Genomic DNA, 23,988 nt, shown 5'->3' with positions numbered 1-23,988 from the left:
GTCCTCGCCCGCCCTGGGGCGTCCCCGCCCCAGCTTGCGTGTCTTCGGCAAGGCACACGCCTTGCCCAAACACGCGCGGGGCCCGAGACGGACCCCGCGACGACGAGGTGCCAGACACCGTGTTGTGGTCGGCGAACCCGTCCATCGAGGCCCACGTAGTGGGTTGACGGTGAGGTGTCAGGCACCGTGTTGTGCGGCCGTGATCGTCGTCGTGATCGTGATCGGCCGTTTGTCTCGCCGCGAACAACAACCGCCGATCACGACGACGATCACGATCACGATCACGGAGCCGTCGACGCGATGTCAGGCGCCGTGTTGTCGCGTGTCTTACAAGGCACACGCCTTGCCCAAACACGCGCGGGGCCCGAGACGGACCCCGCGACGACGAGGTGCCAGACACCGTGTTGTGGTCGGCGAACCCGTCCATCGAGGCCCACGTAGTGGGTTGACGGTGAGGTGTCAGGCACCGTGTTGTGCGGCCGTGATCGTCGTCGTGATCGTGATCGGCCGTTTGTCTCGCCGCGAACAACAACCGCCGATCACGACGACGATCACGATCACGATCACGGAGCCGTCGACGCGATGTCAGGCGCCGTGTTGTCGCGTGTCTTCGGCAAGGCGCACGCCTTGCCCAAACACGCGCGGGGCCCGAGACGGACCCCGCGACGACGAGGTGCCAGACACCGTGTTGTGGTCGGCGAACCCGTCCATCGAGGCCCACGTAGTGGGTTGACGGTGAGGTGTCAGGCACCGTGTTGTGCGGCCGTGATCGTCGTCGTGATCGTGATCGGCCGTTTGTCTCGCCGCGAACAACAACCGCCGATCACGACGACGATCACGATCACGATCACGGAGCCGTCGACGCGATGTCAGGCGCCGTGTTGTCGCGTGTCTTACAAGGCACACGCCTTGCCCAAACACGCGCGGGGCCCGAGACGGACCCCGCGACGACGAGGTGCCAGACACCGTGTTGTGGTCGGCGAACCCGTCCATCGAGGCCCACGTAGTGGGTTGACGGTGAGGTGTCAGGCACCGTGTTGTGCGGCCGTGATCGTCGTCGTGATCGTGATCGTGATCGGCCGTTTGTCTCGCCGCGAACAACAACCGCCGATCACGACGACGATCACGATCACGATCACGGAGCCGTCGACGCGATGTCAGGCGCCGTGTTGTCGCGTGTCTGAGGCAAGGCACACGCCTTGCCCAAACACGTGCGGGGCCCGAGACGGACCCCGGCGGCCGGGGACGACCGCGCCCCGACCGTCAATGCGGCGCATCGACCAACATGTGCGGGATGGTGAGATCGTGACCGCGACCGCACCGCGCCTGATTGGACGGACTATCCGAAGCCCGGACAGGTCATGAAGAAGGAATGTGTTGGGAGTGCCTGCGAATGCTGCTGGGGTATGGTCGGGGAAATGAAGAGGGGGACTTCATGACCTACCCGGGCTTCGGATATGCGTCGATTGGTTGTGTCGGGGGGGATCCGGGGAACCCGGTGCGGCGAGCGGACTTCGGAGCGGTATATTAGAACTCGGAGGAATGTGAGTTTCCTAATACGTCCCGGCTAATCCGAGGCGGTTTCCCAGACTACCTCTCGTTCCACCCGCTCGCCGCGCCTCACCCGAAGGCGAGGAACCAGGCAACTGGCCAAAGCTACCTGATCGGTTCCGCCCAGAACCTAGAGCAATCCCCGTGCCAACACCAAAACTCTTTTCAAAAATCCGCGCCATCCGCGCCCCCAAACCCCCAAACCCCAAGAACCAACGACACCCGCGGTGGCCACCGCGGGTGTCGTTGGTTCGACTCTGGGAAACCGCCTCGGATTAGCCGTCTCGGCTATCCGAGAGGTGCTTAGCCAAGAAGGCCGAGCGCCGTCTGAGGCATGCTGTTAGCTTGCGCCAACATGGAAGTGCCTGCCTGCATCAGGATCTGGTTCTTGGTCATCGAGGCCATTTCACTGGCCACGTCCGTGTCGCGAATCCGGCTGTTGGCAGCCGACAGGTTCTCGCGAGTGACGCTGAGGTTGTCGATGGTCACCTCGAGGCGGTTCTGGCTCGCGCCGATGCTGGCGCGCGAGCTCGACACCTGACTGATCGCGCCGTCGATGGCCGCCAGGGAGGCGTCCGCGTTGGTGCGGTTGGTCAGGTCGGTGGCGCTCAAGGTGGTGGTGCCGTCGCCCAATGCCGTGGACTGGAAGTCCTGTCCGATGGAGACCGACAGGGTCTCACCGGAGTCGGCGCCGACCTGGAAGGTGGCCGCCATGGTGCCGTCGAGCAGGTTGTTGCCGTTGTATTTCGAGACGCCCGCGATGCGGTCGATCTCGGCCTCGAGCTCCTGGAATTCGGTGTCGAGGTGGCCACGCTGGGTGTCGTTGATACCGTCCGAGGCTGCCTGGACGGCCAACTCGCGCATACGACCGAGGACGCCGTGAATCTCGCCCATCGCGCCCTCAGCAGTCTGCAACATGCTGATGGCATCGTTGGCGTTTCGCTCCGCCTGACCCAGCGAGCGGATATCCGCTTTCATCTCCTCGGAGATGGCCAGGCCGGCGGCGTCATCGGCCGCGGAGTTGATGCGAAAGCCGCTCGACAACTTGGCAATATTGCTGTTGAGCGCGCGGCTTGTTTTGCCCAAATGCCTCTGAGCGGACATGCTCGAGACATTGGTCTGCAGTACCATACCCATAGGTCATTCCTCCTTACACATAGGGAACTGGGTGAATGGAAACTACCACGGGAAACACTCCCGTACCGTCAACGGACACATCGGCACGAACCCTGAATCCTTTTAGCATTTGGGAATTTTTTGCCGGAATTTGTTGCCGGGCGGAGGGGAATAGGCCCGATATTCGGTCGCTGGGGATGGGCCCCGCAGAAAGGGGCGAGGTGACCGATGTGGGTGGCGAGCACCCGCGGTGGCCGCCGCGGGTGCTCGCCTGTTGGGAAACCGCCTCGGATTAGCCGTCTCGGCTATCCGAGAAGGGCTGCGTCGGGGTTAGCCGAGCAGTCCCAGCGCCGTCTGCGGCATGCTGTTGGCCTGGGCCAACATGGAAGTGCCTGCCTGCATCAGGATCTGGTTTTTGGTCATCGAGGCCATTTCACTGGCCACGTCGGTGTCGCGGATGCGGCTGTTGGCAGCCGACAGGTTCTCGCGGGTGACCGACAGGTTGTCGATGGTGACCTCGAGTCGGTTTTGGGTGGCACCGACCGAAGCGCGCGAGCTCGACACCTGGCTGATGGCCGCGTCGATCTCGGCCAGGGAGGCGTCGGCGTTGGTGCGCGAGGTCAGGTCGACGGTGCTCAGGTCCGAGGTACCGGGGGTGGTACCCAGGCCGGCGGCGCTGAAGTCCTGGGTGATCGACACCGACAGGGTCTCGCCGGAGTCGGCGCCGACCTGGAAGGTGGCGGCCATGGTGCCGTCGAGCAGCGCGTTGCCGTTGTACTTGGTGACCCCGGCGATGCGGTCGATCTCGGCCTCGAGCTCCTGGAACTCGGTGTCGAGGTGGCCACGCTGCGTGTCGTTGATGCCGTCCGATGAGGCCTGGACGGCCAACTCACGCATGCGACCGAGCACGCCGTGGATCTCGCCCATGGCGCCCTCCGCCGTCTGGATCATGCTGATGGCGTCGTTGGAGTTACGCTCGGCCTGCGCCAAGGAGCGAATATCCGCCTTCATCTCCTCGGAAATAGCCAAGCCGGCGGCGTCATCGGCCGCCGAGTTAATGCGAAAGCCGCTGGACAGCTTGGCGATATTGCTGTTCAGAGCGCGACTCGTTTTACCCAAATGCCGTTGAGCAGACATACTCGAGACATTGGTTTGAAGTACCATACCCATAGGTCATTCCTCCTTATGTAGGGAACCGGGTGACTGGATACTTGTATCGGGGACCTGACGGTCCCGTTCCTACAACGACCACATCGACACGGGACTGGAGGAGCTTTAGGGGTTTTATGTTTTTTTTTTTTGAGAGGGGGGAGGGGAAACGAGGGGGGAGGCAGGCAGAGGCCGAGGCAGAGCTCGAGGTCGAGCCTGACGGTGATGCGCGAGTCTGGGTTTGATGAGCGTAGCCGAAGCCGGAGAGTCGCCCGGCGTAGAGTGCCGAGCCTATGTAGCCGGGGTGACCGAAGCGAATGTCCGGGGGTTCGGTGGAAAACCACGTCACCAGGCCAATTCCCTTCGATAGGAGGTGCGTCGAGCCGCGACCCGTACCCCACGCTCCCTCCGCTAAGCTTCGGGCACATGGGGCTAGAGAGGCCGCCTCAAACTTCAGGCAGCGACGCTCCGCCTACCGGCTACGCTCATCAAGGCACCGCGCCCACCCCGTTGGTGAATTCGTGTGAGGAACTCACGGTTGGGGGCGGGGCGGCGAACTTGGCGTTAGCCGAGCAGGGACAGCGCCGACTGCGGGCGGCTGTTTGCCTGGGCGAGCATCGAGGTGCCCGCCTGCATCAGGATTTGGTTCTTGGTCATCGCGGCCATTTCACTGGCCACGTCGACGTCGCGGATGCGGCTGTTGGCGGCAGACAGGTTCTCGTGCTGCACGCTCAGGTTGTCGATGGTGACTTCCAAGCGGTTTTGCTTGGCACCGAGCGAGGCGCGCGAGCTGGAGACCTGGCTGATGGCGCCGTCGATGACGCCGAGGCTGGCGTCGGCGTTGGCGCGGTTGGTCAGGTCGGCGCCGCCGATGAAGTTGGTGCCGTCGCCCAGGGCGGTGGTGTTGAAGTCCTGGGCAATCGCCACGCTCATCGTCTCGCCGCTGTCGGCGCCCACCTGGAAGGTGGCGTTGAGCGTGCCGTCGAGCAGATCGTTGCCGTTGTACTTGGTCACACCGGCGATGCGGTCGATCTCGGCGGACAATTCTTGGAATTCGGTGTCGAGGTGGCCACGCTGGGTGTCGTTGATGCCGTCCGAGGAGGCCTGAACGGCCAGCTCGCGCATACGTCCCAGAATGTTGTGGACTTCGCCCATGGCACCTTCAGCAGTCTGGATCATGCTGATGGCGTCGTTCGAGTTTCGCTTGGCCTGCGAAAGCGAGCGAATGTCGGCCTTCATCTCTTCGGAGATGGCAAGGCCTGCAGCGTCGTCTGCTGCGGAGTTGATGCGAAAGCCGCTGGACAGCTTCGCGATGTTGCTGCTCAGAGCACGGTTGGTTTTGCCGAGGTGGCGTTGAGCCGAAAGGCTGGAGACGTTGGTCTGAAGTACGACACTCATTACAATCCTCCTGGGGGTCGCGAGTCTCTATGTATGGACTGGGAGAAGCAGCTTTTGTGATTGGCCGTCACGCGGGCCGCTTCATGTTCCGATATGCACATCGTCACGCCCCAGAATTCCTTTAGAGATTTTTCTCGATTTCTTGGTAGAGAGCCCCGCGCCCGGCGGTCGCCGGGCGCGGGGCTCTCTAAAAGGTACAGGTAGGTGGTGGGGAGGTCAGGCGTCGGCCGGGGCCGGGTTAGGGGTCGGGTCGGTGACGTCCTCGCCGGCCGGCTCGATGGCGGGCTCGTCGTCACCGATGCGCTGGCGTCGCCAGTACCCGCTGACGAAGCGGGTGGTCATCGCCTCGTCGCCTCGGTAGGCGTAGCGACCGGCGCGGCGGATCTCGTCGACCAGCTTGTCGAGGTAGGTGAAGGCGCGGTCGCGCTGCTCTTTGGCGTCCTCCTTGTCGAACGCGTGGTGGTGCGAGGCGGCCTCGCCGAGCAGTATCTCGCGCAGGGCGCGGGCGCGAGTGGCCGCGGCTTGGGCGTCGAAGGATTGGTCGGCGTCGAATTTGTCGAGGTTATTCTCGATGAGCCCGGCCAGATCGTGCAGGTCTTGGTTCAGGTCGGGCACGCCCTTGCCCGGGTAAATGACGTCGAGTGCGGCCTGCGCGCGTTGGTTGTCGCGCAGGTTCCAGCGGCACGCGTCGGTCATCGCGTCGCGCAGCTTTTCGCTCTCGGCGATGGCGTCGTTGTACTCTGGACTGTTCTTGCGGTCGCGGAACTGCACCCAGAGGCTCTGCGCCTCCACGGCCGCGCCCACGGCGGTCGGAAAGATATCCAGGTTGGCGGCCGGCACGCCGACGTGCTCGAGCTCCGAGCGCACATCGGTCTGGCCGATCAGCCGGCTGAGCGTCTCGGCCTCGGTCGTGTAGGTCGAAATGGGCATGCCGCCGGGCATCTTCACCTGGGCGGCGGGGATGGCTTCGAGAGTGGGGCGCAGTTGGTCGAGGTTCGGGGTCTCCATCGTTCCCTCCAAATCACAATGAAATAGGCTGTTGCCAGATAAATGGACAAACAAACGAGGGGCTCGCACAGCGCGCACACAACGTGTTCGACGCCCGTGTGGACGCGAACGCACGCGTGCGACGTGCGGCCCGGATCAGTTCTCCCGACGTGAACTAACTACTGCTATCGGAGATAGAGGCGAGAATAGCGCCCCTCATGATCGGCGGCAAGACTCGGCTCGGGATGCGTCGAGGTGCCCAAAAACTCGTCGTGGCGATGGATCGACTCGTCGTGGCAATGGATCGACTCGTCGTGGCGACAGATCGAGCGTCGAGGTGAGCAGAGCGGTCGTCGAGGTGAGCAGAGTAGTCGTCGAGGTGAGCAGAGCGGCCGTCGAGGTGAGCAGAGCGGCCGTCGAGGTGGTCGTCGAGGTCGTCGAGGTGGTCGCGAAGCTCGTCGAGGTGGTCGCGAAGGTCGTCGAGGTGAGCAGAGCGGTCGTCGAGGTGAGCAGAGCGGTCGTCGAGGTGAGCAGAGTAGTCGTCGAGGTGAGCAGAGTAGTCGTCGAGGTGAGCAGAGCAGTCGTCGAGGTGAGCAGGGCGGTCGTCGTGGCGCCTGCGCCGCAGGCGCCACGACCGCGCTCATACTCAGGCGCTCAGCGCCGCGTCGGGGTCGACCTCGTCGACGACCCAGGCGCGCGCGACCGACTCGGGGTCGTCGTGGCGCGAGGCGTCGATGTAGCGCTCCCACTTGTAGATGCCGCTCTCGCGCGCGAGCCGAAGGAACTGCATCTTGACCACCGCGTCTTTGACGATCACCGCCGAGCGGACCATGCCATGCTCGCGGAAGGCGGCCTGCCCGCCGACCATCTCCTGTTGCGCGTCGGGCTTGAGCGGCGCCAACTCGGCCATATCCACCACCACCCCGAACTCGTCGGGCGAGGATTTCAGCTTCTGGCGAGCCTCTTGGGCCCATTGGGCCATCTCGGGGGCGTCGATTTTTCCGGCAAAAGTCAGTTTGTATCCGTAAGGGGTGCGCTCGATTTGGTACATTCGTCTTCCTCCCGAAGAACAGTGGGTTGATGTGCTACTGCGCTCGATACATCGGCACGCGGGGGGGCGACTTTTAGTCCCTCGTCCAAAAAAAACCGATGGGCGTGGAGGCGCGGAGGCGCGGAAACATTGAGGCGTGGAGTCACGGAAGAGCACACGGAGGACCACGGAAGCACTGAAGAACACGGAGTCGAGCGCCGAGGACGGCGCCGACCCGGAGACCCCAGTGGGTGATTCATGATGCCACCGTGTTTGAAGGTGTTATTAGATGATTAGCGACTCGTTCCTTGCTCTCTGAGGGCTTCAAGACGCTGGAGTTCAGCTTGATCGGCGGTGATGACCCATATCTTGCGCTTCTGAGCGGCTCGCTTTTCGGCATTGACCTTCTGGCTTCGGATCCAGTTGTAGAGTGACGCTCGCGGCATCTGGAGTCTTTCGGCCAGTTGGTCGGTCGTCCACTCATCCTCGGCTAAATTGAGGAGGTCGGTCGGCTTGCTCGACTGTGCGCGCTTCAGCCCGAGGTTGTAGCGCAATGATGTGAGCGCTGCCCGCGTAAATGGGCGGGCTTCGGCGGTTCGATACCCCTGCTCGTTTAGCCGCTCACTTATCTGGGCATCGCTTTTGCCGGCTTCGAAAAGCCGGCTGATCCTATCGACAAGCTCGTCGTAGTAGCTCAATTGCTTCCAGCTCTGCACCGGCCGTTGCACGATGGCCGCTGTGCGGTCACCTCCGGCCCAGTGGACCTTGACGCGGAGTCGCTCGGTTTCGCCTTCGACCTGCGCGTGAATTTCGTCGACGATCGCGCGCACGATTTCTTGGCGCTCTTTGGGGAGCGTCTCCTCGGCATGCCACAGGGCCGGCAGATCTTGGGCCAGACGGCGTATTTCTTCGGCTTGTTCGCCAGGAAGCGGCATCTGCCACTCGGCTTTTTGGCGGGCGTAGTCGCGTCGGATTCGTTCTTCTTCCTCCAGCGCCTCTTGCCAGCGATCTTCGAGGGTCTGGGCCACCAGACGGTTTCTCGGGTCGACCGCGTCATACTGCTCGAATGCTCGTTGGGCGCGATAGCGCGCCCGCTCGAGCTTTTGCTCCCACAGCTCTCTTAGCTTTTCTCTTTCCTTCTCGGCCTCCTCGATAACCCTCAAACTCATTTCGATGGCTGCTGGCTCCAGAGCCTGCAACACAAGCGTTTCGATCAGCTCGTCGAGCGACATTCCACTGAAGGAGCGACAGCCATCTTTGGCCTTCGTCTTGTAGTTTTCGCATTCGTAGCGCCACGTTTGTGGGTCTTTATAGTGCAGGCTCATCCGCCAGCCGCACCCGCCACAAAGGACCAGTCCTCCCAGCAGCGCTTGGCCATTTTGCGCATATCCCTTCACGGCCGGTTTGTTGTCCTCGAGTTGTTCCACGTTTCTCTCGTAGGTCTTCCAGTCGATGTAGGCGGGGTGATTGGCTTTGAGCAACACGAGCCACTGCCCCTGGTCGACTCGGACCCGGCCTGGCTCGCCTCGACTCCCGAACCCGGCGTTCGAGGGCCGCTGGCGCCGCCCGTAGACATAGGCCCCCGCATAAATCGGGTGCCGCAAAAGGTTGCTCACCGCCGAGTTCGTCGCCTTGTGCCACTCAAGCGGGCCCAGGTGGGCCAGATGCCCGAAGCTGTCGCGACGATGCGGAAGCTTGATGTCGTGCGCCTCGAGATATCGACACACACCACCGATGGTGCGCCGCCTCTCGAACACCTCGAAGATCAGTTCGATGACCCGGCGCACCTGGGCGTCGGGGTCTTTGATGATCTCCTCGTCGACACTCCATACGTAACCACGCGGCACATCAAAGACGAGCTCGCCCCGCTTGGCCTTGGCCAGCTTGCCGTCCTCGAGTCGCTGCTTCATGATGTGAAGCTCTGTCTCCGACATCGTCGCTTTGACTCCCAATAGCATGCGGTCATTGGGGTCGCAGGGCTCGTAGACCACGTCATTTTCGGCAATAAGCGTATCGTACTGGGCACACAGTTCCAGGAGACGATACCAGTCCAGGCAGCACCGGGCGTAGCGAGACAACTCCAGGGCCAGAATCAGCCCGACATGCCCACAACGCACCTCCTGCATGAGTTTCTGGAGACCTTGCCTTCCCTTGATGCTTGCTCCGCTTGTGCCCAGATCGTCGTCGATGGTCAAAATCTGATCATCGCTCCATCCCCACCGACGAGCGCGTTTGGCGAGCGCATACTGTCGACGCGTCGACTCTTGATGCTCCTCGAGCTGCTGGAGAGTTGATTGCCGTACATAGACCACCACCAGCTGGTTGACATGTCGCTCGGTGATCTTGGGTGGGCGCAGAATCGCGGACTCCGTCATTTCGACCTCCGTGTCGATTTGTCGAAGTCATCTGCCGCCTGGCTATCGCCCGAAGCTGGTCGACCAGTACAGCCTTGCGTCTGTCCGTCAGCCTTTTCCAGATACTCCTCGGCGCCTTCGGCTGCTTGTGCATGATGCCTCCGTGCCAGTTGAACGAGTTTCTGAAGTGCTTGCCGTCCAAGTTTGGCAGGAGATGGCCGCTTTGATAACAGCCGATCGTAAGTGGTCTTACCAAGTACCCGTCCCGGCGGGTTAATCCCGCCGGTGAATGAGCCTGTGTAGCTAGAAACGCGCCCGCCTCCCCAAGACCCCGGCGTGCCTTGTGCCGCCGGTGAATGAGCCTGTGTAGCTAGAAACGCGCCCGCCTCCCCAAGACCCCGGCGTGCCTTGTGCCGCCGGTGAATGAGCCTGTGTAGCTAGAAACGCGCCCGCCCCCGCCTCCTCCCTCAAACGCGCGAATTTCTCGCGCGCGCGACTTGCGAGTTTGAACAGAGTAGCAGAATAGCTCCCTCCCCCTGGGTCCCGCGGACCCCCGCCCATTGACCAGCCAAGACGTACCTCGGCGCTGCCTCCGCCTGCCTCGCTTCGACCGCCTTTTCGGGGCGGGCTCGGCTGGAGGCATGGGCCAGGCCGGGGTGTCATTTTGTCGTCGGTTGCGCATCCGGTGAGGACCCTCGACGCGGCGCTGGGTGAGACGACGCGTTCGGGGCCCTCAATACGGTTATCGCGGGATTTGCGGATTTGTTGCGTACTTTCTTTCAGATCGGGGCGTGGTGGGGTTCTCGGGGGGATGGCGCTGATGGGGGATTTGCGGATGGCGTTGATGGCGTTGATGGCGTTGATGGCGCTGAGCGCGGATGGGGTGATGATAGGCGGATTGGGCGCGGATAGAGGGGGATGATTCAGGATGCGCGGATGGTGGGTGGGGCGACCGTTAGGGTTAGCTCCGCAGGCTGATTCACCGGCGGGATAAACCCGCCGGGGTCTACGTGAGGGTGGGCGCGTGACTTGTTCGTAGTTGCAAGTCGCGCGCTCGGGACCGTGACCGTACCCGTAGCCGTAGCCGTGCCCGTAGCCGTGCCCCGCGACCGTGACCGTGACCGTAGCCCGTCAGCCGTGCCCGTAGCCGTGACCGTAGCCGTAGCCGTAGCCGTAGCCGTACCCGCCCCAATCGATCTTTTTGCTAAAGTGTGGTCCGGGTTGTGCCGATGTGCATGGGCGAGCAACTGGTTCTATTGCATCCCCATGCCAGAGCACTGCCCGATGGACGAGATCATCCAGGAATTCTTGGTCGAGAGCTACGAGAGCCTCGACCGCATGGACGCTGACTTTGTGCAGCTCGAGCGCGAGCCGGACGCCAAGGCGATCCTCGAGCGCGTGTTTCGCGATATCCATACGATCAAAGGCACCGCCGGTGCGCTGGGCTTCGGCCAGCTCGAGAAGGTCGCCCACGCCGGGGAGAACCTGCTCGATAGCGCGCGCGACGGGGAGTTGGCGCTCGACGCCGACGTCATCAGCGCGCTGTTGGCGATGGTCGACGCGGTGCGTGCGATGCTCGTCGAGATCGAGGAGCACTCGAGCGACGATAGCGTCGACTTCGGCGAGCTTATCGAGCGCCTCAAGGCGGTCGGGTCGGCGGAAGGGGCGCCCGAGCCTGCTGCCGAGCCGGCGCCTGCTGCGGAGCCCGAGCCGGCGCCGACGCCCGCGCCCGTCGCTCAGCCCGCGCCCACGCCGGCACCTGAGCAAGCTGCCCCGCCCGAAAAAGCTGCCGAGCCGGAAAAAGCTGCCGAGCCGGCCAATGCGCTGGCGGCGGCCGGCGCGAAGCGAAGCTCGCAGGTCGCCGACCAGACGTTGCGTGTGTCGGTCGACCTGCTCGAGAAGCTCATGAACTTGGTCGGTGAGCTTGTGTTGGCGCGCAACCAGATCTTGCAGCACTCCAACGAGGCCGAGGACCGCGACTTTTTGGCGACCACCCAGCGCCTCAACCTGATCACCAGCGAGCTGCAGGAGAGCGTCATGAAGGCGCGCATGCAGCCCATCCGCAATATCTGGAACAAGTTCCCCAGGCTGGTGCGCGACATCGCGCATGCGTGCGGCAAGCAGGTGCGTGTGGAGATGGAGGGGCAGGACACCGAGCTCGACAAGACGCTCATCGAGGCGATCAACGACCCGCTCATCCACCTGGTGCGAAACGCCGTCGACCACGGCATCGAGCCGCCCGAGGTGCGCCTGGCCAGCGACAAGCCGGCCGAGGGGACCCTGCTGTTGCGCGCCTACCACCAGGACGGGCAGGTCAATATCGAGATCCGCGACGACGGCGGGGGCATCGACCCCGACAAGCTGCGGCGCACGGCGGTGGCCAAGAACGTCATCAGCCCCGAGCAGGCCGCCGCGCTGAGCCATCAGGAGCTGTTCAAGCTCATCTTCGCCCCCGGGTTCTCGACCGCCGAGAAGGTCAGCAACGTCAGCGGGCGCGGGGTGGGCATGGACGTGGTGCGCACCAATATCGAGCGCATCGGCGGCAGCATCGACATCCAGAGTGAGGTGGGCGTGGGCACGACCATCAAGGTCGAGATCCCGCTGACCCTGGCGATCATCCCGGCGCTCATCGTCACCTGCGGCCAGGGCCGCTACGCCATCCCGCAGGTCAGCCTGCTCGAGCTGGTGCGCCTGGACGCCGACAACCTCGCCGACCGCATCGAGACGATTTACAACGCGCCGGTCTACCGGCTGCGCGGCAACCTGTTGCCGCTGGTCTTCCTGCACCACGAGCTGGGGCTGACCCAGGCCGACGAGGACGTGCTGGCCGAGGCGAGCAACAAGGCGCTCAATATCGTGGTGCTGCAGGCCGCCGGCCAGCAATTCGGCCTGGTGGTCGACGCGATCATCGATACCGAAGAGATCGTGGTCAAACCCTTGGGCCAGCAGCTCAACGACATCGCCGCGTACGCCGGGGCGACGATCATGGGCGACGGGCGCGTGGCCCTGATTCTGGACGTGCCCGGCATCGCCCGTAACGCCGACGTGCTCGGCGCGCAGACCAGCGACCGGCTGGTCGACGCCGAGCGCCGCGAGGCGGCCGAGGCGTCGTCGACCGAGCGCGCGCTTTTGGTGCGCACGCCCGACGACGGGCGCATGGTCATGCCGCTGTCGCAGGTCAGCCGCCTCGAGGAGATTCCTCGCCGCCGCGTCGAGCGCACCGGCAGCTCGGCGGTGGTCCAGTACCGCGGCGAGATCTTGCCGCTGGTCTACCTCTCCTCGGTGCTGCCCGAGCGGCGCACCACCCCCCGACGTGCCGACACCCTCGAGCCCGAGGTCGACGAACAGACCCTGCAGGTCGTCGTCTACCAGCGCGGCCGCTACTCGGTGGGCCTGGTGGTCGACCAGATTCTGGACATCGTCGAAACCTCCCTGGAGATCCAGCTGCCCAGCAGCCGGCCGGGGGTGCTCGGCAGCATCGTCATGGACGAGCGGGTCACCGAGGTGCTCGACGTCGAAGCCATTCTCGAGCCGCACGTGTCGGCTGCTTAATCGCGCCGTTTGACGGTGCTGCTTAACCGACAAGGAAGACCATGCAGAACACGACCCGACAACTGTGCACCTTCTACCTGGGCCGCCTCTTTATGGGCGTCGAGGTGACCAAGGTCTTGGAGGTGATTCGCTCCACCGAGCTGACCCCGGTGCCCCTGGCGCCCGACTGCGTCAGCGGCCTGATCAACCTGCGCGGCCAGATCGTCAGCGCGCTCGACCTGCGCCGGCGGCTCAGCCTGCCCGACGCCAAGGAGGGCACCGACCCGGTCAATATCGTGCTGCACCGCGAAGAGGGCCCGGTGAGCATGCTCGTCGACGATATCGGCGACGTGATCACCCTGGACGACTCGCGCTTCGAGTCGACCCCGCAGACGGTGCTGGGCAACGTGCGCGACGTGCTCGAGGGGGTCTACAAGACCGACACCGAGCTGTTGCTGGTCATCGACCCCGACCGGGTGGTCGACGTGTCCTGAGAGTATTTTGTTCGATTCGCCGCCTGCGGGGCGGCGAAATCGTGAGGCGAACAACCCTGAGATGTACCGGAGATAGATATGAGCACTGCCGAGACGCAAGAGAACACCGCCCACTGGGGCAGCGTGGCCAATCAGAAGCTCGACGAGATCGAGTACAAGTACACGACCAAGCAGGACTACGCTGACGGGTTCGGGCTGACCCAGCAGATGCTCGAGCGCATGCCTACCCCGGTGATGCGCGCCGACCTCGAGTTCAACATCACCTGGGTCAACCAGGCCACGCGCGACCTGGTCGCCACGCTGCCGGGCCTGCCGGTGGGCCCCGACGAGCTGGTCGGCGTCAATATCGACATCTTCCACAAAGATCCGGCGCACCAGCGCGGCATTCTTGCCGACCCGGCAAATCTTCCCCACGAGGCCGAGATCCCGTTTGGCGACGGCGAGGTGATGTGGCTCAAGGTCGAGCCGCTATTCGACGCCGACGGCGAGTATATCGGGCCGATGGTGGCCTGGGACGTGGTCACCGACAAGGCCGAGGCCATCAAGCGGGCCGAGGAGATGCGCGAGGGCGTGGGCAATATCGTCGACGTGGTCGACGCGGTCAGCCGCGGCGACCTGACGACCAAGCTCGATCTCGAGGGCGACGACGACGTGGCCCGCATCGGCCAGGCCGTCGACCGGCTCATCGACCGATTGCGCGAGGACCTGAGTCAGATCAGCGACAACTCCAAGTATCTGTCCCAGTCGGCCGACGCGCTCGCCGGGGTCAGCCGGCTGCTCGACGAGGGCGCCGGGACCACCTCCACGCGCGCCGGCACCGCCTCGGCGGCCTCCGAGCAGGTCAGCCAGAGCATCGACAATATGGCTGCGGCCGCCGAGCAGATGACCGCCAGCATCCAGGAGATCGCGCGCAACGCCAGCAACGCCGCCGGCGTGGGCGCCCAGGCGGTAGATATTGCCCAGTCGACCAACGACACGATGTCGAAGCTGGGCACGAGCAGCACCGAAATCGGCAAGGTCATCAAGGTGATCACCTCCATCGCCCAGCAGACGAACCTGTTGGCGCTCAACGCCACCATCGAGGCGGCGAGGGCCGGCGAAGCTGGCAAGGGATTTGCAGTTGTTGCCAACGAGGTCAAGGAGTTGGCCAAGGAGACGGCGCGGGCCACCGAGGAGATCGGCGAGCAGGTGCAGTCCATCCAAGACGACGCTTCGGCCGCGGTCGACGCGATCACCCAGATTTCGGAGGTCGTCAACCAGATCAACGACTTGCAGCACGCGATCGCCTCGGCGGTCGAGGAGCAAACCGCAACAACCAACGAGATCAGCCGCAGCGCCGCCGAAGCCGCGCGCGGCAGCAATGAAGTGTCGGCGAGCATCGTCGACGTGGCCGATGCGGCCGACGCCACCACCGGGATGGCCAACGAGACGCTCAACTCCGCCGACGCCCTCAAGGGCACGGCCGGTGAGCTGAGCAAGCTCGTGGCCCGCTTCCAACTGTGACCTGCGACCTACTTACGCTCCCTGGAGAAGAGCCCATGCAGCTAACCGACGCCGATTTTGAAGAACTGATCCGCAGCATCTGGAGCATCTTCGCGCAACCCGAGCTCGAAGCGGCCAGCCACGACGCGCTCGCCGAGCACGCCAGCGAAATGATGATCACCGCCGTGGTCCACGTGACCGGAGAAGAGGACGGCTCGGTGGTCGTCGAGTGCCCCTCGCGCATGGCCTCGCGGCTGGCCGGGGCGCTGTTCGGCCTGGAGGCCGACGAGCTGGCCGACGACGAGGTCCACGATGCCCTGGGTGAGGTGGCCAATATGCTCGGTGGCAACGTCAAAGGGCTGTTCCCCAGCGGCTCGCAGCTGTCGCTGCCCACGGTGGTCGAGGGACGCGAGTTCAAGCTCGACCTGCCCGGCACCCAAGTGGCGCTGTGCCAGACCTATGTCAGCGATGGCTTGGCCATCCGTTTTTCCTTGATGGACCGCCCCAGCGACGCCTGAAGGTCGCCCAACGAGTGAGTCCAAAAACCCGGGCGCTGCCCGCCCCCACGAAGAGGAGTTGAGACGATGAAGATCCTGATTGTCGACGATAGCCGCGCCATGCGCATGCTCGTCAAACGTACCCTGCGCCAGACCGGCGTGGAGATCGCCGAGATCGAAGAGGCCGCCGACGGCAACGAAGGGCTGGCCAAAGTGGGCGACTGGGCGCCCGACCTGATCTTTTGCGACTGGAATATGCCGGAGATGAACGGCATCGACTTTTTGCAGAAGCTTCGCGGGGGCGGCGACCAGACCCCGTTTGTGTTCGTGACCTCCGAGATCTCGGACGAGCTGCGCGAGCGAGCCTTCGCCAACGGCGCCCAGTCGTTTGTCACCAAACCCTTCACCGTCGATGCCTTCAACGACGTGTTCGGCCTGTTGGGCTGAGCATGAGGGGCGTCGCGGCGTCCACGGGAGGACGACGCGCCAATGGATGCTTCTACGATTGATCAAGCCGGCCCCAAGCTCGCCGAACTGGTGGGTAGCTTGCTGGGCTGCGAAGTGGTGGCCGAGCCGTCGACGCAAAACAGCGGCACCCGGCCACACGCGGTGGCGATTTACGTGACCGAAGAGGGGACGCTGCGCGCGGCGCTGGTGTGCGACTCGGCGATCGTCAACTACGCCGGTGCGGCGTTGACGATGATGCCGGCGGGGACGGCCCAGGAGAATCAGAAAAAGGGGATCGTGCCCGAGATGATGTTCGAGAACTTGCACGAGATCTTGAATATCTGCTCGCAGCTCTTCCAGGAGAACTACACCAGCTCGGTCAAGCTGCACGAGATGTACGACACCAGCACCAAGGCGCCGCCCCAGCCGATCCCGATGTTTTTGCAGAAGGCTCCCGGCAGGCTGTCGTTGACGGTGGACATCGAGGACTACGGCAGCGGCGAGATGATGGTGATCATGAGTTGATCGGCTCGAGAAGTCATGGGGACGTCAACCCCGAGGAGAAACGAGATGAGCAGTTCGAAACGAATCTTGGTGATCGACGACTCGCGCGCCATGCGCATGTTGATCGCCCGGAGTTTACGCAAGCTCGACTGCGAGGTGGTCGAGGCCTGCGATGGCCAAGACGCCCTCGACCAGCTCGACCAGATCGGCCCCATCGACGGGGCGCTGGTCGACTGGAATATGCCGCGGATGAACGGCATCGACTTTGTGCGCGCGGTGCGCGGCAAGCCCCACTGGGACACTGTGCCGCTGGTGATGGTCACCAGCGAGACCGACGTGGAGCGCATCAGCGAGGCGTTGGAATCGGGGGCCAACGAGTACGTCATCAAGCCCTTTACCGACGACGGGTTGACCGCCAAGCTCCAGACGGCTGGAGTGCTGGAATGAGCGACCCCAAGATTGCTCTGGTCGTGGCCGAATCGGCCCAGCTTCGCCAGGAGTTGGCCGCTAGCCTCGAGCACGAAGAGCCTCATATCGAGGTGGGGGCGACGGTGCCTGCCGGGCCGTTGGCCGTGCGCAAGCTCGAGCAGCTCCAGCCCGATTTGGTGGTCATCCAGGGCAATCTGGCCGGGGACGTGGTGCGCGAATTGATCAGTGAGCTACGCGCCGAGTCGCCCGGCATTCCGGTGATGCTGCGCATGCCGAGCATCAACCCGTTCCATCCGCAGCAGACGCCGGTCAACGAAGGCTTCGAGCGACGCATCACCAAGCGTCTGCACCCGCCGTTCGACGAGCAGGCGACCACCCGCAAGGTCAAGCCGTTGAGCCTGCCGAGCGTGGCCGAGGCGTTGGAGGAAGACTCCGAGCCTGTGAGCGCCGCGCAACCCGGCGCGTCCGAGTTCGCGCGCCGCCCGCCCACCCTGGTCAAAGGGGGGCCGATCGACGCGATCGTCATTGGGATCTCGACCGGCGGCCCGCCCGCGCTGGCGGAGGTGTTGCCGCAATTGCCCCCGGGGCTGCCGCCGATTTTCGTCGTCCAGCATATGCCGGCGCAGTTCACCTCGCAGTTGGCCATCAGGCTCAGCCAGCAGGGACAGGTTCCCGTCATCGAGGCGACGACCCAGACGCCGGTGCGCCCGTCGCACTGCTGGATCGCGCCCGGCGACTACCACATGACGCTGCGTCGCGAGTCGACCAGCGTGCTCATCGATCTCAATCAAGATCCACCCGTTCACAGCTCGCGTCCCTCGGTCGACGTGCTCTTCAAGTCGGCCGCCGACATCTACGGCTCGCACCTGTTGGCGGTCGTCATGACCGGCATGGGCTGCGACGGGTTGGAGGGCTGTGAAGCTATCCGCGCCAAAGGAGGACACGTTCTCGTTCAGGATGAAGAGTCTTCGGTCGTCTGGGGGATGCCCGGGTCGGTCGCTCGCGCAGGGTTGGCCGACGAGATCATTCCGCTCGATTTGATCGCCTCGACGATTGTGTGTCGGGTCCAATCGAGCCGCCAAAAAATCCTTACAAAGCCAGTCAGCGAGGAGTCGAGTCGATGACTCAACTACAACGCCATGACCTCAAGTTCCTCGCACGTTTCCTGCACGAGCAAGCCGCGCTGGTCGTCGACGAGGACAAAGATTATCTGATTCAAGCGCGCCTGCTGCCGGTGGTGCGCAAGCAGGAGCTGGGCTCGATGGCCGACCTGGTCGCCAAGCTTCGGGCCAACCCGTATTCGGAGTTGGGCCGGCAGGTGGTCGAGGCGATGACGACCAACGAGACGCTGTTCTTCCGCGATCGTCATCCGTTCGAGACCTTGCGCAAGTACATCATCCCGGAGTTGATCACGCGTAACGCCGAGTCGCGCCGCCTCGACATCTGGTCGGCGGCCTGCTCGAGCGGCCAGGAGCTGTACACGGTCGCCATGGAGATCCGCCGCCACTTCCCCGACCTGTGTCGCGGCTGGAAGCTCAACCTGTTGGGCAGCGACATCGACACCGCCGTGCTCGAGCAGGCTCGCCAGGGCACGTTCAACCAGGTCGAGGTCAACCGGGGACTGCCCGCCCAGCTTCTGATCAAGTATTTCCACCGCCGCGGGGCCAAGTGGGAGATCGACGACGCGTTCAAGCGCATGGTCGAGTTTCGCCAGATCAACCTGGCCAAGCCGTGGCCCTACTTGCCCAAGATGGACGTCATCTTGCTGCGCAACGTGCTCATCTACTTCGACGACGCCACCCGCGAGGCGATCATGCGCCGCGCCCATCAACTGCTACGCGAGGACGGCTACCTGATGCTGGGCGGCTGCGAGACGGCCATCAAGGTCGACGGGGCGTGGCGCGTCGAGAAGTTCGGACCCACGGTGGTCTATCGGCCCCAACGGCCCAGTCAGTCGGCCTCGCGCCGTGCTGCGGCAGTGACGGCGTTCAAATGAGTTTGGAGAGGGGCCAAGGCCTGCGAATTGTTGATTAAAAGAGTCCCGAAACGTGTCGATGTAGCAACTGAGCGACGAGTAGTGAGGTAAGTCTCACTGGGCCATCACGCAAACATTCAAGGATTGAGATAAAGACCATGAGCACCGCACCGATTCAAACGGAAGATCCGCGCCTGGCGGTTATCCTGGAGGGGTTGTCGGCCGCCACGGCGGGGGACCTGTCCGTGCACTTCGACTGCGAAGGCGAGGATGACTACGCTCAGATCGCCGACGCCCTCAACGAGTTCTTCTCAGTGTTGCGCGACGACTTTGCCGAGATGGCCCAGGCTTCTCGAGGCGTGGCCGAAGCGTGCGGGGAGTTGCAGCGCATCAGCACCGAGATGGACGGAAGCTCGGCCAAGACCGACGAGCAGGCCAAGCAGGCCCACCAGCTGACCAGCGACCTGGGCACCAACATCATGGCGGCGGCCAGCGGCGCCGAGCAGATGACCGCCAGCATCCAGGAGATCGCGCGCAGCGCCAGCAACGCCGCCACGGTCGGCCAAGACGCGGTGGACGTGGCTCAATCGACCAACACCACCATGGAGCGCCTGGGACACAGCAGTCGCGAGATCGGCAAGGTCATCAAGGTGATCACCTCCATCGCCGAGCAGACCAACCTGCTGGCGCTCAACGCCACCATCGAGGCCGCCCGGGCCGGCGAGGCGGGCAAGGGCTTTGCGGTCGTGGCCAACGAGGTCAAAGAGCTGGCCAAGGAGACCGCCGCGGCGACCGACGATATCGGCGCCAAGATCGCGACCATCCAGGAGAATACCGACGACGCCGTCAAAGCCATCGACCAGATCACCGAGATCATCGGCCAGATCAACGACCTGCAGAGCGCCATCGCCTCGGCGGTCGAGGAGCAGACGGCCACCACCAACGAGATCAGCCGAAGCATCGCCACGGCCGCCGACGGCAGCCAGGGCATCACCGAAAAGGTCACCGAGGTCTCCGAGCGCACCTCCGAGACGAGTACGTTGGCCAACAACACCAACAACGCATCGATGTTTTTGTCACAACTGGCCGGCGAACTGGCCGATTTGGTCGACAAGTACCGCCGTTAATCTGGCGATTTCGAGCACGCAACCGCAGTAGACACGAGCCACAACCCAGACGGACCGATTCATGATTACGCTCAATAACACCGTTGGACGCCTGATCACCGTGACCCTCGCCTCGCCGATCACCATCGACGAAGTGACGGCGTTCCAGCAGGAACTCAAGCAGACCATCGTCAAGCTCGGCCAAAAGGTCGTCATCGCCGGCGACCTTCGCCAACTCGAGATCGTGCCGCCCGACGTGGGCGAGGCCCTCGTGGGCTTGATGAAATCGGACAACCCCCACCTGGAGCGTTCGGGGCACCTGATCAGTAACAGCGTGATGAGCGGCATGCAGGTGGGCCGACTGCTCGAGCAGGCCAACAGTGATGCGCGCAAAGCGTTCAAGACGCCCAAAGAAGTGAGCGACTTTCTCGGAGAGGTGCTGAGCGCCGACGAGAAGGCAGCGCTCGACAAGTTCTACGGCTGAGCAGACGAGGGACCTCACCCCGAGTTTCGCGTTGGCTGTAGAGAGGGCCGGTCCGTTACGGATCGGCCTTTTTTGGCGTCAGAGGGAGGCCATCTTCTCGACGCGCTCGGCAAAGGTCGCGGCGGCCAAGTACTCGAACTTGTAGCGCCCCAAGATCAGCTCGTCTTGATCGTCGACGATGAACGGGCTGTGAGGAGTGAGGCGGTAGTCGTTGACGTAGGTGCCGTTGTGCGAGGCCAGATCGACGACGACCAGGCCGCCTTCTTGGATGTGGAACTCGCAGTGGGTCGTCGAGATGGCGTAGTCGGGCACGACGATGTCGTTGTCGGCCGAGCGTCCCAGCCGCACCGCCTCGGTTTGGGCGTAGAACCGCTCGTAGAACAACCAGATGCGCCCGCGCAGGCTGGCGGGATCGTCTTCTTCCTGCAGGGCGGCCATGAACGTGCGCGCTTCGCCGCGCTCGCCTTCTTCCTCGAGCTCGCCGACGACGCAAAGCCCCAGCAGCGCCGGGCGCTGATAGCGGATTCGGAACTCGTCGGCGCCGAGGCGTCCCCACTCGGCGATATAGTCGGAGAAATTTCGCAGCGTCAAAGCAGAGGAGGTCGCGGCTAGAAGGGGACTTCGATGTTACAGAAGGAGCGGCAGGTGCATCTCAATAGTTGCACCCGCTGTGCGCTCGAGCGGCACCTAGTTGTATCGTGGTGCGGCCATGTCCGCCACCCCGAAATGGGGCGGGCGAAGCACAAGCGACAGTATTGAATGCACCTGTTTTTTCTGTATTTTTATAGCGAACTGTCTTCAACGAGACAGCGAAACGGCCTTTTTGCCTCCCACAGGTGTTCATCTCCGCCGGCTCGGGCCTCGGTGATGACGAGCGGTACCTGACTTAGCACCACATGACTGAATCAACTCAACAGGGCGACTCGCCCTGCTCGGACGTCTCCTCCGATCGTGTCAATCTCGAAAAGCTGTCTCGGCAGATCCCGGCCGCGCTGTATCAACTGCAAATGGACGCGGCGCGCAACTTCGACGTGCCCTTTTTGAGCCCCGGCGCCGAAGCGTTGCTGGGCTACGACGTCGACCAGATCGCGCGGGAGATGAGCCCGGAGTGGTTCGAGCGTCACGTCGTCGAAGACGATCTCGAGGGGTTGTGGGAGACGGTCGAGTGGTCGACGGTCAGCGGCAAGCCGTTCGACTACACCTATCGGTATATCCACCCCGACCCGTCGCGTGGGATCCGCTGGATCCACTCGTCGGCGGCCATCGAAGCGCTCGGCGACGACCAGTGGATATGGCACGGGGTGATGCGCGATGTGACCGAGGGCGCCGAGCGAGCCAGAGAATGTCGGCTGACGAGTTCACGTCTCGAGACGCTCATCGAGCATTTGCCCCACACCCAGAACCTGAACTCCCTGCTTCACGACAGCGAGGAGCGGCTGCGCTCGGTGCTCGCCTCGCTGAGCGATCTGGTCGTGGTGGTCGACCGAAACCGGCGCATCATCGACTGTCACTATCCGCCCCAGGGGCCGCCGTTGACGGTCAACCCGCACGAGTTCGTGGGCAAGCATCTCGAGGATTTGGGGGCGCCGGATGAGGTGTTGCCGCTGTACCAACGCGCGCTCGACCGCGTCGAGGCGACCGGCCAGATCGAGTGTTTCGACTACACGCTCGACGACGACAAAGGCTGGCGTGCGCTGCAGGCCACGGTTTCGCCGCGGTTGGATCGCGACGGTGGCATCGACGGGCTGACGATCGTGGTGCGCGATATCACCGAGCAGAAGCGCCACGAGAAGTACCTGCAAGAGGCCAAGGAGAAGGCCGAGGCGACCACCCAGGCGCGCAGCCGCTTCGTCGCCCACGTCAGCCATGAGGTGCGCACGCCCATTAACGCGGTGCTGGGCGTGACCGAATTGTTGGCCCAGACCGACCTGTCGGCGCAGCAACAAGAGTACCTCGACTTGATTCGGGCGTCGGCCGACGTGTTGCTCGGGGTGGCCGAGGACGTGCTCGATTTCTCGCGCAACGAGGCCGCTCGCACGCGGTTGGAGTGCGACCAACTGAACCTCGAGGAGCTGTGCGAGAGCACCGCCGTGATCATGGCCGAGCCCGCCGCCAGCAAGGGGGTGGATCTGGAAGTCGACTACGACGACGGGGCGCCGCGTTGGTTTGTCGGCGATGCGCGCCGGCTGCGCCAGGTCTTGCTCAACTTGGTGGGCAACGCCGTCAAGTTCACCCATCAGGGCCGAGTGTGCCTGCGTGTTCGCGTGCGGGCGGTGGGCCAGAAACGCCACAAGATTCGCTTCGAGGTCGCCGACACCGGCATCGGCATCTCCGCGGCGGACCAAGAGCATCTGTTCGAGGCGTTCGCTCGGGTCGACCACCAGCGCCGCTTCTACCAGGGCACCGGCCTGGGGCTGGCCATCTGCAAGCAGCTGGTCGAGTTGATGGAAGGCACCATCGGCGTGCAGAGTGCGCGCGGCGAGGGGGCGACGTTTTGGTTCGAGGTCGAGCTACCCGGCGGCGTGCCCCCGGCCGAATTGAACAAGCCGAGTATGTGCAACGGATGCAATCGCTCCGAGGAGGAGTGCCCCATCCACTGGACACCGCTGAGCGGCGCGCGCAAGGTGTTGCTGGTCGACGACGACCGGGTCAACGTGTTGGTGGTGCGCAAGATGCTCGAGAAGGACGGCTGCGAGGTCGAGGTCGCCCAGGACGGGCTGCAGGCCGTCGAGAAGTTCAAAGAGCAGAACTACGACCTGGTCCTCATGGATTGTCAGATGCCCAACCTCGACGGCTACGGCGCCACGCGGCGCATCCGCGAGTGGGAAGGGGCTGTCGGCGCGCGCCGGCACACGCCTGTGGTGGCGCTGACCGCCAGCGTGGTCGACGGGCTGCGCTCGAAATGTCTGGACGCCGGCATGGACGATTTGCTCTCCAAGCCCGTGCGCCGTCAGGCGCTGCTCAAGGCGGTCCACCACTGGAGTGAAGAGCGCGCCGACGAGGGCCAAACGGCGGGACTCGGCGCGGAGGCGTCGCTGACGACCAAGCTTCCGCAGGTCTTCGACCACGCCCACCTCCGCGCCCAATTGGGCGACGACGACTCGTTCATCGCCGAGGTGGTCCAGTCCTTTTTGACCACCTTGTCCGAGGTCCTCCCGGCCCTCAATCGGGCGGCGGTACGCCAGAACTTCGACGAGCTCCGCCGATATACCCACCAGTTGCGCGGCGCGGCCTCCAACGCCGGCGCGCTCTCCATCGCCGAGGCCGCCTCCCAGGTCGAAGAGAGCGTCGGCGACGTGTCGGACGACCGCCTGCACGCCTTGATCCTGCTGCTTCGCGAGGAAGCGATGGTGTTCAGACGCCTGGTCACCGACACCTTGGCGGGGCTGTCCGAGGCCTCCGAGCTTTCCTGACGGTGTTGTTCCAGAAGAGCAAGGGCTAGACGAATTACTCA

The 23,988-nt window shown here is 63.9% G+C and carries 19 protein-coding genes; 12 read left to right on the top strand and 7 right to left on the bottom strand.

The genetic code is table 11. The features are described from left to right. Positions 1-1,854: 1,854 nt before the first annotated feature. The 6 genes from FIV42_RS11380 to FIV42_RS11355 form a co-directional block, all read right to left on the bottom strand. Complete coding sequence (locus FIV42_RS11380) at positions 1,855-2,688, bottom strand: flagellin N-terminal helical domain-containing protein (protein ID WP_246099089.1); 834 nt, start codon at positions 2,686-2,688, stop codon at positions 1,855-1,857. Positions 2,689-2,997: 309 nt separating this feature from the next. Then, positions 2,998-3,837: a flagellin N-terminal helical domain-containing protein gene (locus FIV42_RS11375; RefSeq protein ID WP_141197805.1), complete on the bottom strand. Its 840-nt coding sequence runs from the start codon at positions 3,835-3,837 to the stop codon at positions 2,998-3,000. Positions 3,838-4,380: 543 nt separating this feature from the next. Next, complete coding sequence (locus FIV42_RS11370; RefSeq protein ID WP_141197804.1) at positions 4,381-5,214, bottom strand: flagellin N-terminal helical domain-containing protein; 834 nt, start codon at positions 5,212-5,214, stop codon at positions 4,381-4,383. Positions 5,215-5,430: 216 nt separating this feature from the next. After that, positions 5,431-6,222: a hypothetical protein gene (locus tag FIV42_RS11365; protein WP_141197803.1), complete on the bottom strand. Its 792-nt coding sequence runs from the start codon at positions 6,220-6,222 to the stop codon at positions 5,431-5,433. Between the two features lie 625 nt (positions 6,223-6,847). Beyond that, positions 6,848-7,252: a hypothetical protein gene (locus tag FIV42_RS11360; protein ID WP_141197802.1), complete on the bottom strand. Its 405-nt coding sequence runs from the start codon at positions 7,250-7,252 to the stop codon at positions 6,848-6,850. 272 nt (positions 7,253-7,524) lie between these two features. Continuing rightward, entirely contained in the window at positions 7,525-9,606 is a 2,082-nt protein-coding gene (locus FIV42_RS11355) for a recombinase family protein (RefSeq protein ID WP_141197801.1), read from the bottom strand. A gap of 1,263 nt (positions 9,607-10,869) precedes the next feature. On the opposite strand from FIV42_RS11355, the gene FIV42_RS11350 reads away from it, so the two are divergent. The 11 genes from FIV42_RS11350 (at position 10,870) to FIV42_RS11300 (ending at position 20,534) form a co-directional block, all read left to right on the top strand. Next, the gene (locus FIV42_RS11350; protein ID WP_141197800.1) at positions 10,870-13,137 is read left to right on the top strand and encodes a chemotaxis protein CheA; all 2,268 of its coding nucleotides are present in this window, start codon (positions 10,870-10,872) and stop codon (positions 13,135-13,137) included. Positions 13,138-13,178: 41 nt separating this feature from the next. Beyond that, positions 13,179-13,610, top strand: coding sequence for a chemotaxis protein CheW (locus tag FIV42_RS11345; protein WP_141197799.1), 432 nt, complete (start codon positions 13,179-13,181; stop codon positions 13,608-13,610). Between the two features lie 78 nt (positions 13,611-13,688). Beyond that, a complete protein-coding gene (locus tag FIV42_RS11340; RefSeq protein ID WP_141197798.1) occupies positions 13,689-15,113 on the top strand; it encodes a methyl-accepting chemotaxis protein in 1,425 nt (474 codons plus the stop codon). A 35-nt stretch (positions 15,114-15,148) separates the two neighbouring features. Further along, positions 15,149-15,610, top strand: a complete 462-nt coding sequence (locus FIV42_RS11335; protein ID WP_141197797.1) for a chemotaxis protein CheX — start codon at positions 15,149-15,151, stop codon at positions 15,608-15,610. A 66-nt stretch (positions 15,611-15,676) separates the two neighbouring features. Then, positions 15,677-16,036 (top strand): response regulator, encoded by a 360-nt coding sequence (locus tag FIV42_RS11330; protein ID WP_141197796.1) that lies wholly within the window; start codon positions 15,677-15,679, stop codon positions 16,034-16,036. A 42-nt stretch (positions 16,037-16,078) separates the two neighbouring features. Then, on the top strand, positions 16,079-16,561 hold the full coding sequence (locus FIV42_RS11325; protein WP_141197795.1) for a hypothetical protein: 483 nt from the start codon (positions 16,079-16,081) through the stop codon (positions 16,559-16,561). A gap of 45 nt (positions 16,562-16,606) precedes the next feature. Beyond that, on the top strand, positions 16,607-16,987 hold the full coding sequence (locus tag FIV42_RS11320) for a response regulator (protein ID WP_141197794.1): 381 nt from the start codon (positions 16,607-16,609) through the stop codon (positions 16,985-16,987). Then, entirely contained in the window at positions 16,984-18,093 is a 1,110-nt protein-coding gene (locus FIV42_RS11315; protein ID WP_141197793.1) for a chemotaxis protein CheB, read from the top strand. Before FIV42_RS11320 ends, FIV42_RS11315 begins: the two co-directional genes overlap by 4 nt. Beyond that, positions 18,090-18,965, top strand: a complete 876-nt coding sequence (locus tag FIV42_RS11310; RefSeq protein ID WP_141197792.1) for a CheR family methyltransferase — start codon at positions 18,090-18,092, stop codon at positions 18,963-18,965. Before FIV42_RS11315 ends, FIV42_RS11310 begins: the two co-directional genes overlap by 4 nt. A 137-nt stretch (positions 18,966-19,102) precedes the next feature. Then, entirely contained in the window at positions 19,103-20,071 is a 969-nt protein-coding gene (locus tag FIV42_RS11305; protein ID WP_141197791.1) for a methyl-accepting chemotaxis protein, read from the top strand. Positions 20,072-20,132: 61 nt separating this feature from the next. After that, the gene (locus FIV42_RS11300; RefSeq protein WP_141197790.1) at positions 20,133-20,534 is read left to right on the top strand and encodes a hypothetical protein; all 402 of its coding nucleotides are present in this window, start codon (positions 20,133-20,135) and stop codon (positions 20,532-20,534) included. A 78-nt stretch (positions 20,535-20,612) separates the two neighbouring features. Here FIV42_RS11300 and FIV42_RS11295 read toward each other — a convergent pair whose 3' ends face one another. Continuing rightward, complete coding sequence (locus FIV42_RS11295) at positions 20,613-21,125, bottom strand: FHA domain-containing protein (RefSeq protein WP_141197789.1); 513 nt, start codon at positions 21,123-21,125, stop codon at positions 20,613-20,615. Between the two features lie 305 nt (positions 21,126-21,430). On the opposite strand from FIV42_RS11295, the gene FIV42_RS11290 reads away from it, so the two are divergent. Continuing rightward, the gene (locus FIV42_RS11290) at positions 21,431-23,947 is read left to right on the top strand and encodes an ATP-binding protein (RefSeq protein WP_141197788.1); all 2,517 of its coding nucleotides are present in this window, start codon (positions 21,431-21,433) and stop codon (positions 23,945-23,947) included. The last annotated feature ends 41 nt before the right edge of the window (positions 23,948-23,988 follow it).

This window comes from Persicimonas caeni (assembly GCF_006517175.1).
In the GTDB taxonomy this organism is placed as follows: domain Bacteria; phylum Myxococcota_A; class Bradymonadia; order Bradymonadales; family Bradymonadaceae; genus Persicimonas; species Persicimonas caeni.
Note: the sequence above shows the minus strand (reverse complement) of the source record. Positions and strands in the feature narration are given on the sequence as shown.

What these genes read in the sequence shown, in the direction of transcription:
- FIV42_RS11300 (WP_141197790.1), top strand. Translation starts at nt 20,133, where the DNA reads ATGATTACGCTCAATAACACCGTTGGACGCCTGATCACCGTGACCCTC.
- FIV42_RS11345 (WP_141197799.1), top strand. Translation starts at nt 13,179, where the DNA reads ATGCAGAACACGACCCGACAACTGTGCACCTTCTACCTGGGCCGCCTC.
- FIV42_RS11355 (WP_141197801.1), bottom strand. Translation starts at nt 9,606, where the DNA reads ATGACGGAGTCCGCGATTCTGCGCCCACCCAAGATCACCGAGCGACAT.
- FIV42_RS11330 (WP_141197796.1), top strand. Translation starts at nt 15,677, where the DNA reads ATGAAGATCCTGATTGTCGACGATAGCCGCGCCATGCGCATGCTCGTC.
- FIV42_RS11370 (WP_141197804.1), bottom strand. Translation starts at nt 5,214, where the DNA reads ATGAGTGTCGTACTTCAGACCAACGTCTCCAGCCTTTCGGCTCAACGC.
- FIV42_RS11310 (WP_141197792.1), top strand. Translation starts at nt 18,090, where the DNA reads ATGACTCAACTACAACGCCATGACCTCAAGTTCCTCGCACGTTTCCTG.
- FIV42_RS11380 (WP_246099089.1), bottom strand. Translation starts at nt 2,688, where the DNA reads ATGGGTATGGTACTGCAGACCAATGTCTCGAGCATGTCCGCTCAGAGG.
- FIV42_RS11305 (WP_141197791.1), top strand. Translation starts at nt 19,103, where the DNA reads ATGAGCACCGCACCGATTCAAACGGAAGATCCGCGCCTGGCGGTTATC.
- FIV42_RS11335 (WP_141197797.1), top strand. Translation starts at nt 15,149, where the DNA reads ATGCAGCTAACCGACGCCGATTTTGAAGAACTGATCCGCAGCATCTGG.
- FIV42_RS11320 (WP_141197794.1), top strand. Translation starts at nt 16,607, where the DNA reads ATGAGCAGTTCGAAACGAATCTTGGTGATCGACGACTCGCGCGCCATG.
- FIV42_RS11360 (WP_141197802.1), bottom strand. Translation starts at nt 7,252, where the DNA reads ATGTACCAAATCGAGCGCACCCCTTACGGATACAAACTGACTTTTGCC.
- FIV42_RS11375 (WP_141197805.1), bottom strand. Translation starts at nt 3,837, where the DNA reads ATGGGTATGGTACTTCAAACCAATGTCTCGAGTATGTCTGCTCAACGG.
- FIV42_RS11315 (WP_141197793.1), top strand. Translation starts at nt 16,984, where the DNA reads ATGAGCGACCCCAAGATTGCTCTGGTCGTGGCCGAATCGGCCCAGCTT.
- FIV42_RS11350 (WP_141197800.1), top strand. Translation starts at nt 10,870, where the DNA reads ATGGACGAGATCATCCAGGAATTCTTGGTCGAGAGCTACGAGAGCCTC.
- FIV42_RS11340 (WP_141197798.1), top strand. Translation starts at nt 13,689, where the DNA reads ATGAGCACTGCCGAGACGCAAGAGAACACCGCCCACTGGGGCAGCGTG.
- FIV42_RS11365 (WP_141197803.1), bottom strand. Translation starts at nt 6,222, where the DNA reads ATGGAGACCCCGAACCTCGACCAACTGCGCCCCACTCTCGAAGCCATC.
- FIV42_RS11290 (WP_141197788.1), top strand. Translation starts at nt 21,431, where the DNA reads ATGACTGAATCAACTCAACAGGGCGACTCGCCCTGCTCGGACGTCTCC.
- FIV42_RS11325 (WP_141197795.1), top strand. Translation starts at nt 16,079, where the DNA reads ATGGATGCTTCTACGATTGATCAAGCCGGCCCCAAGCTCGCCGAACTG.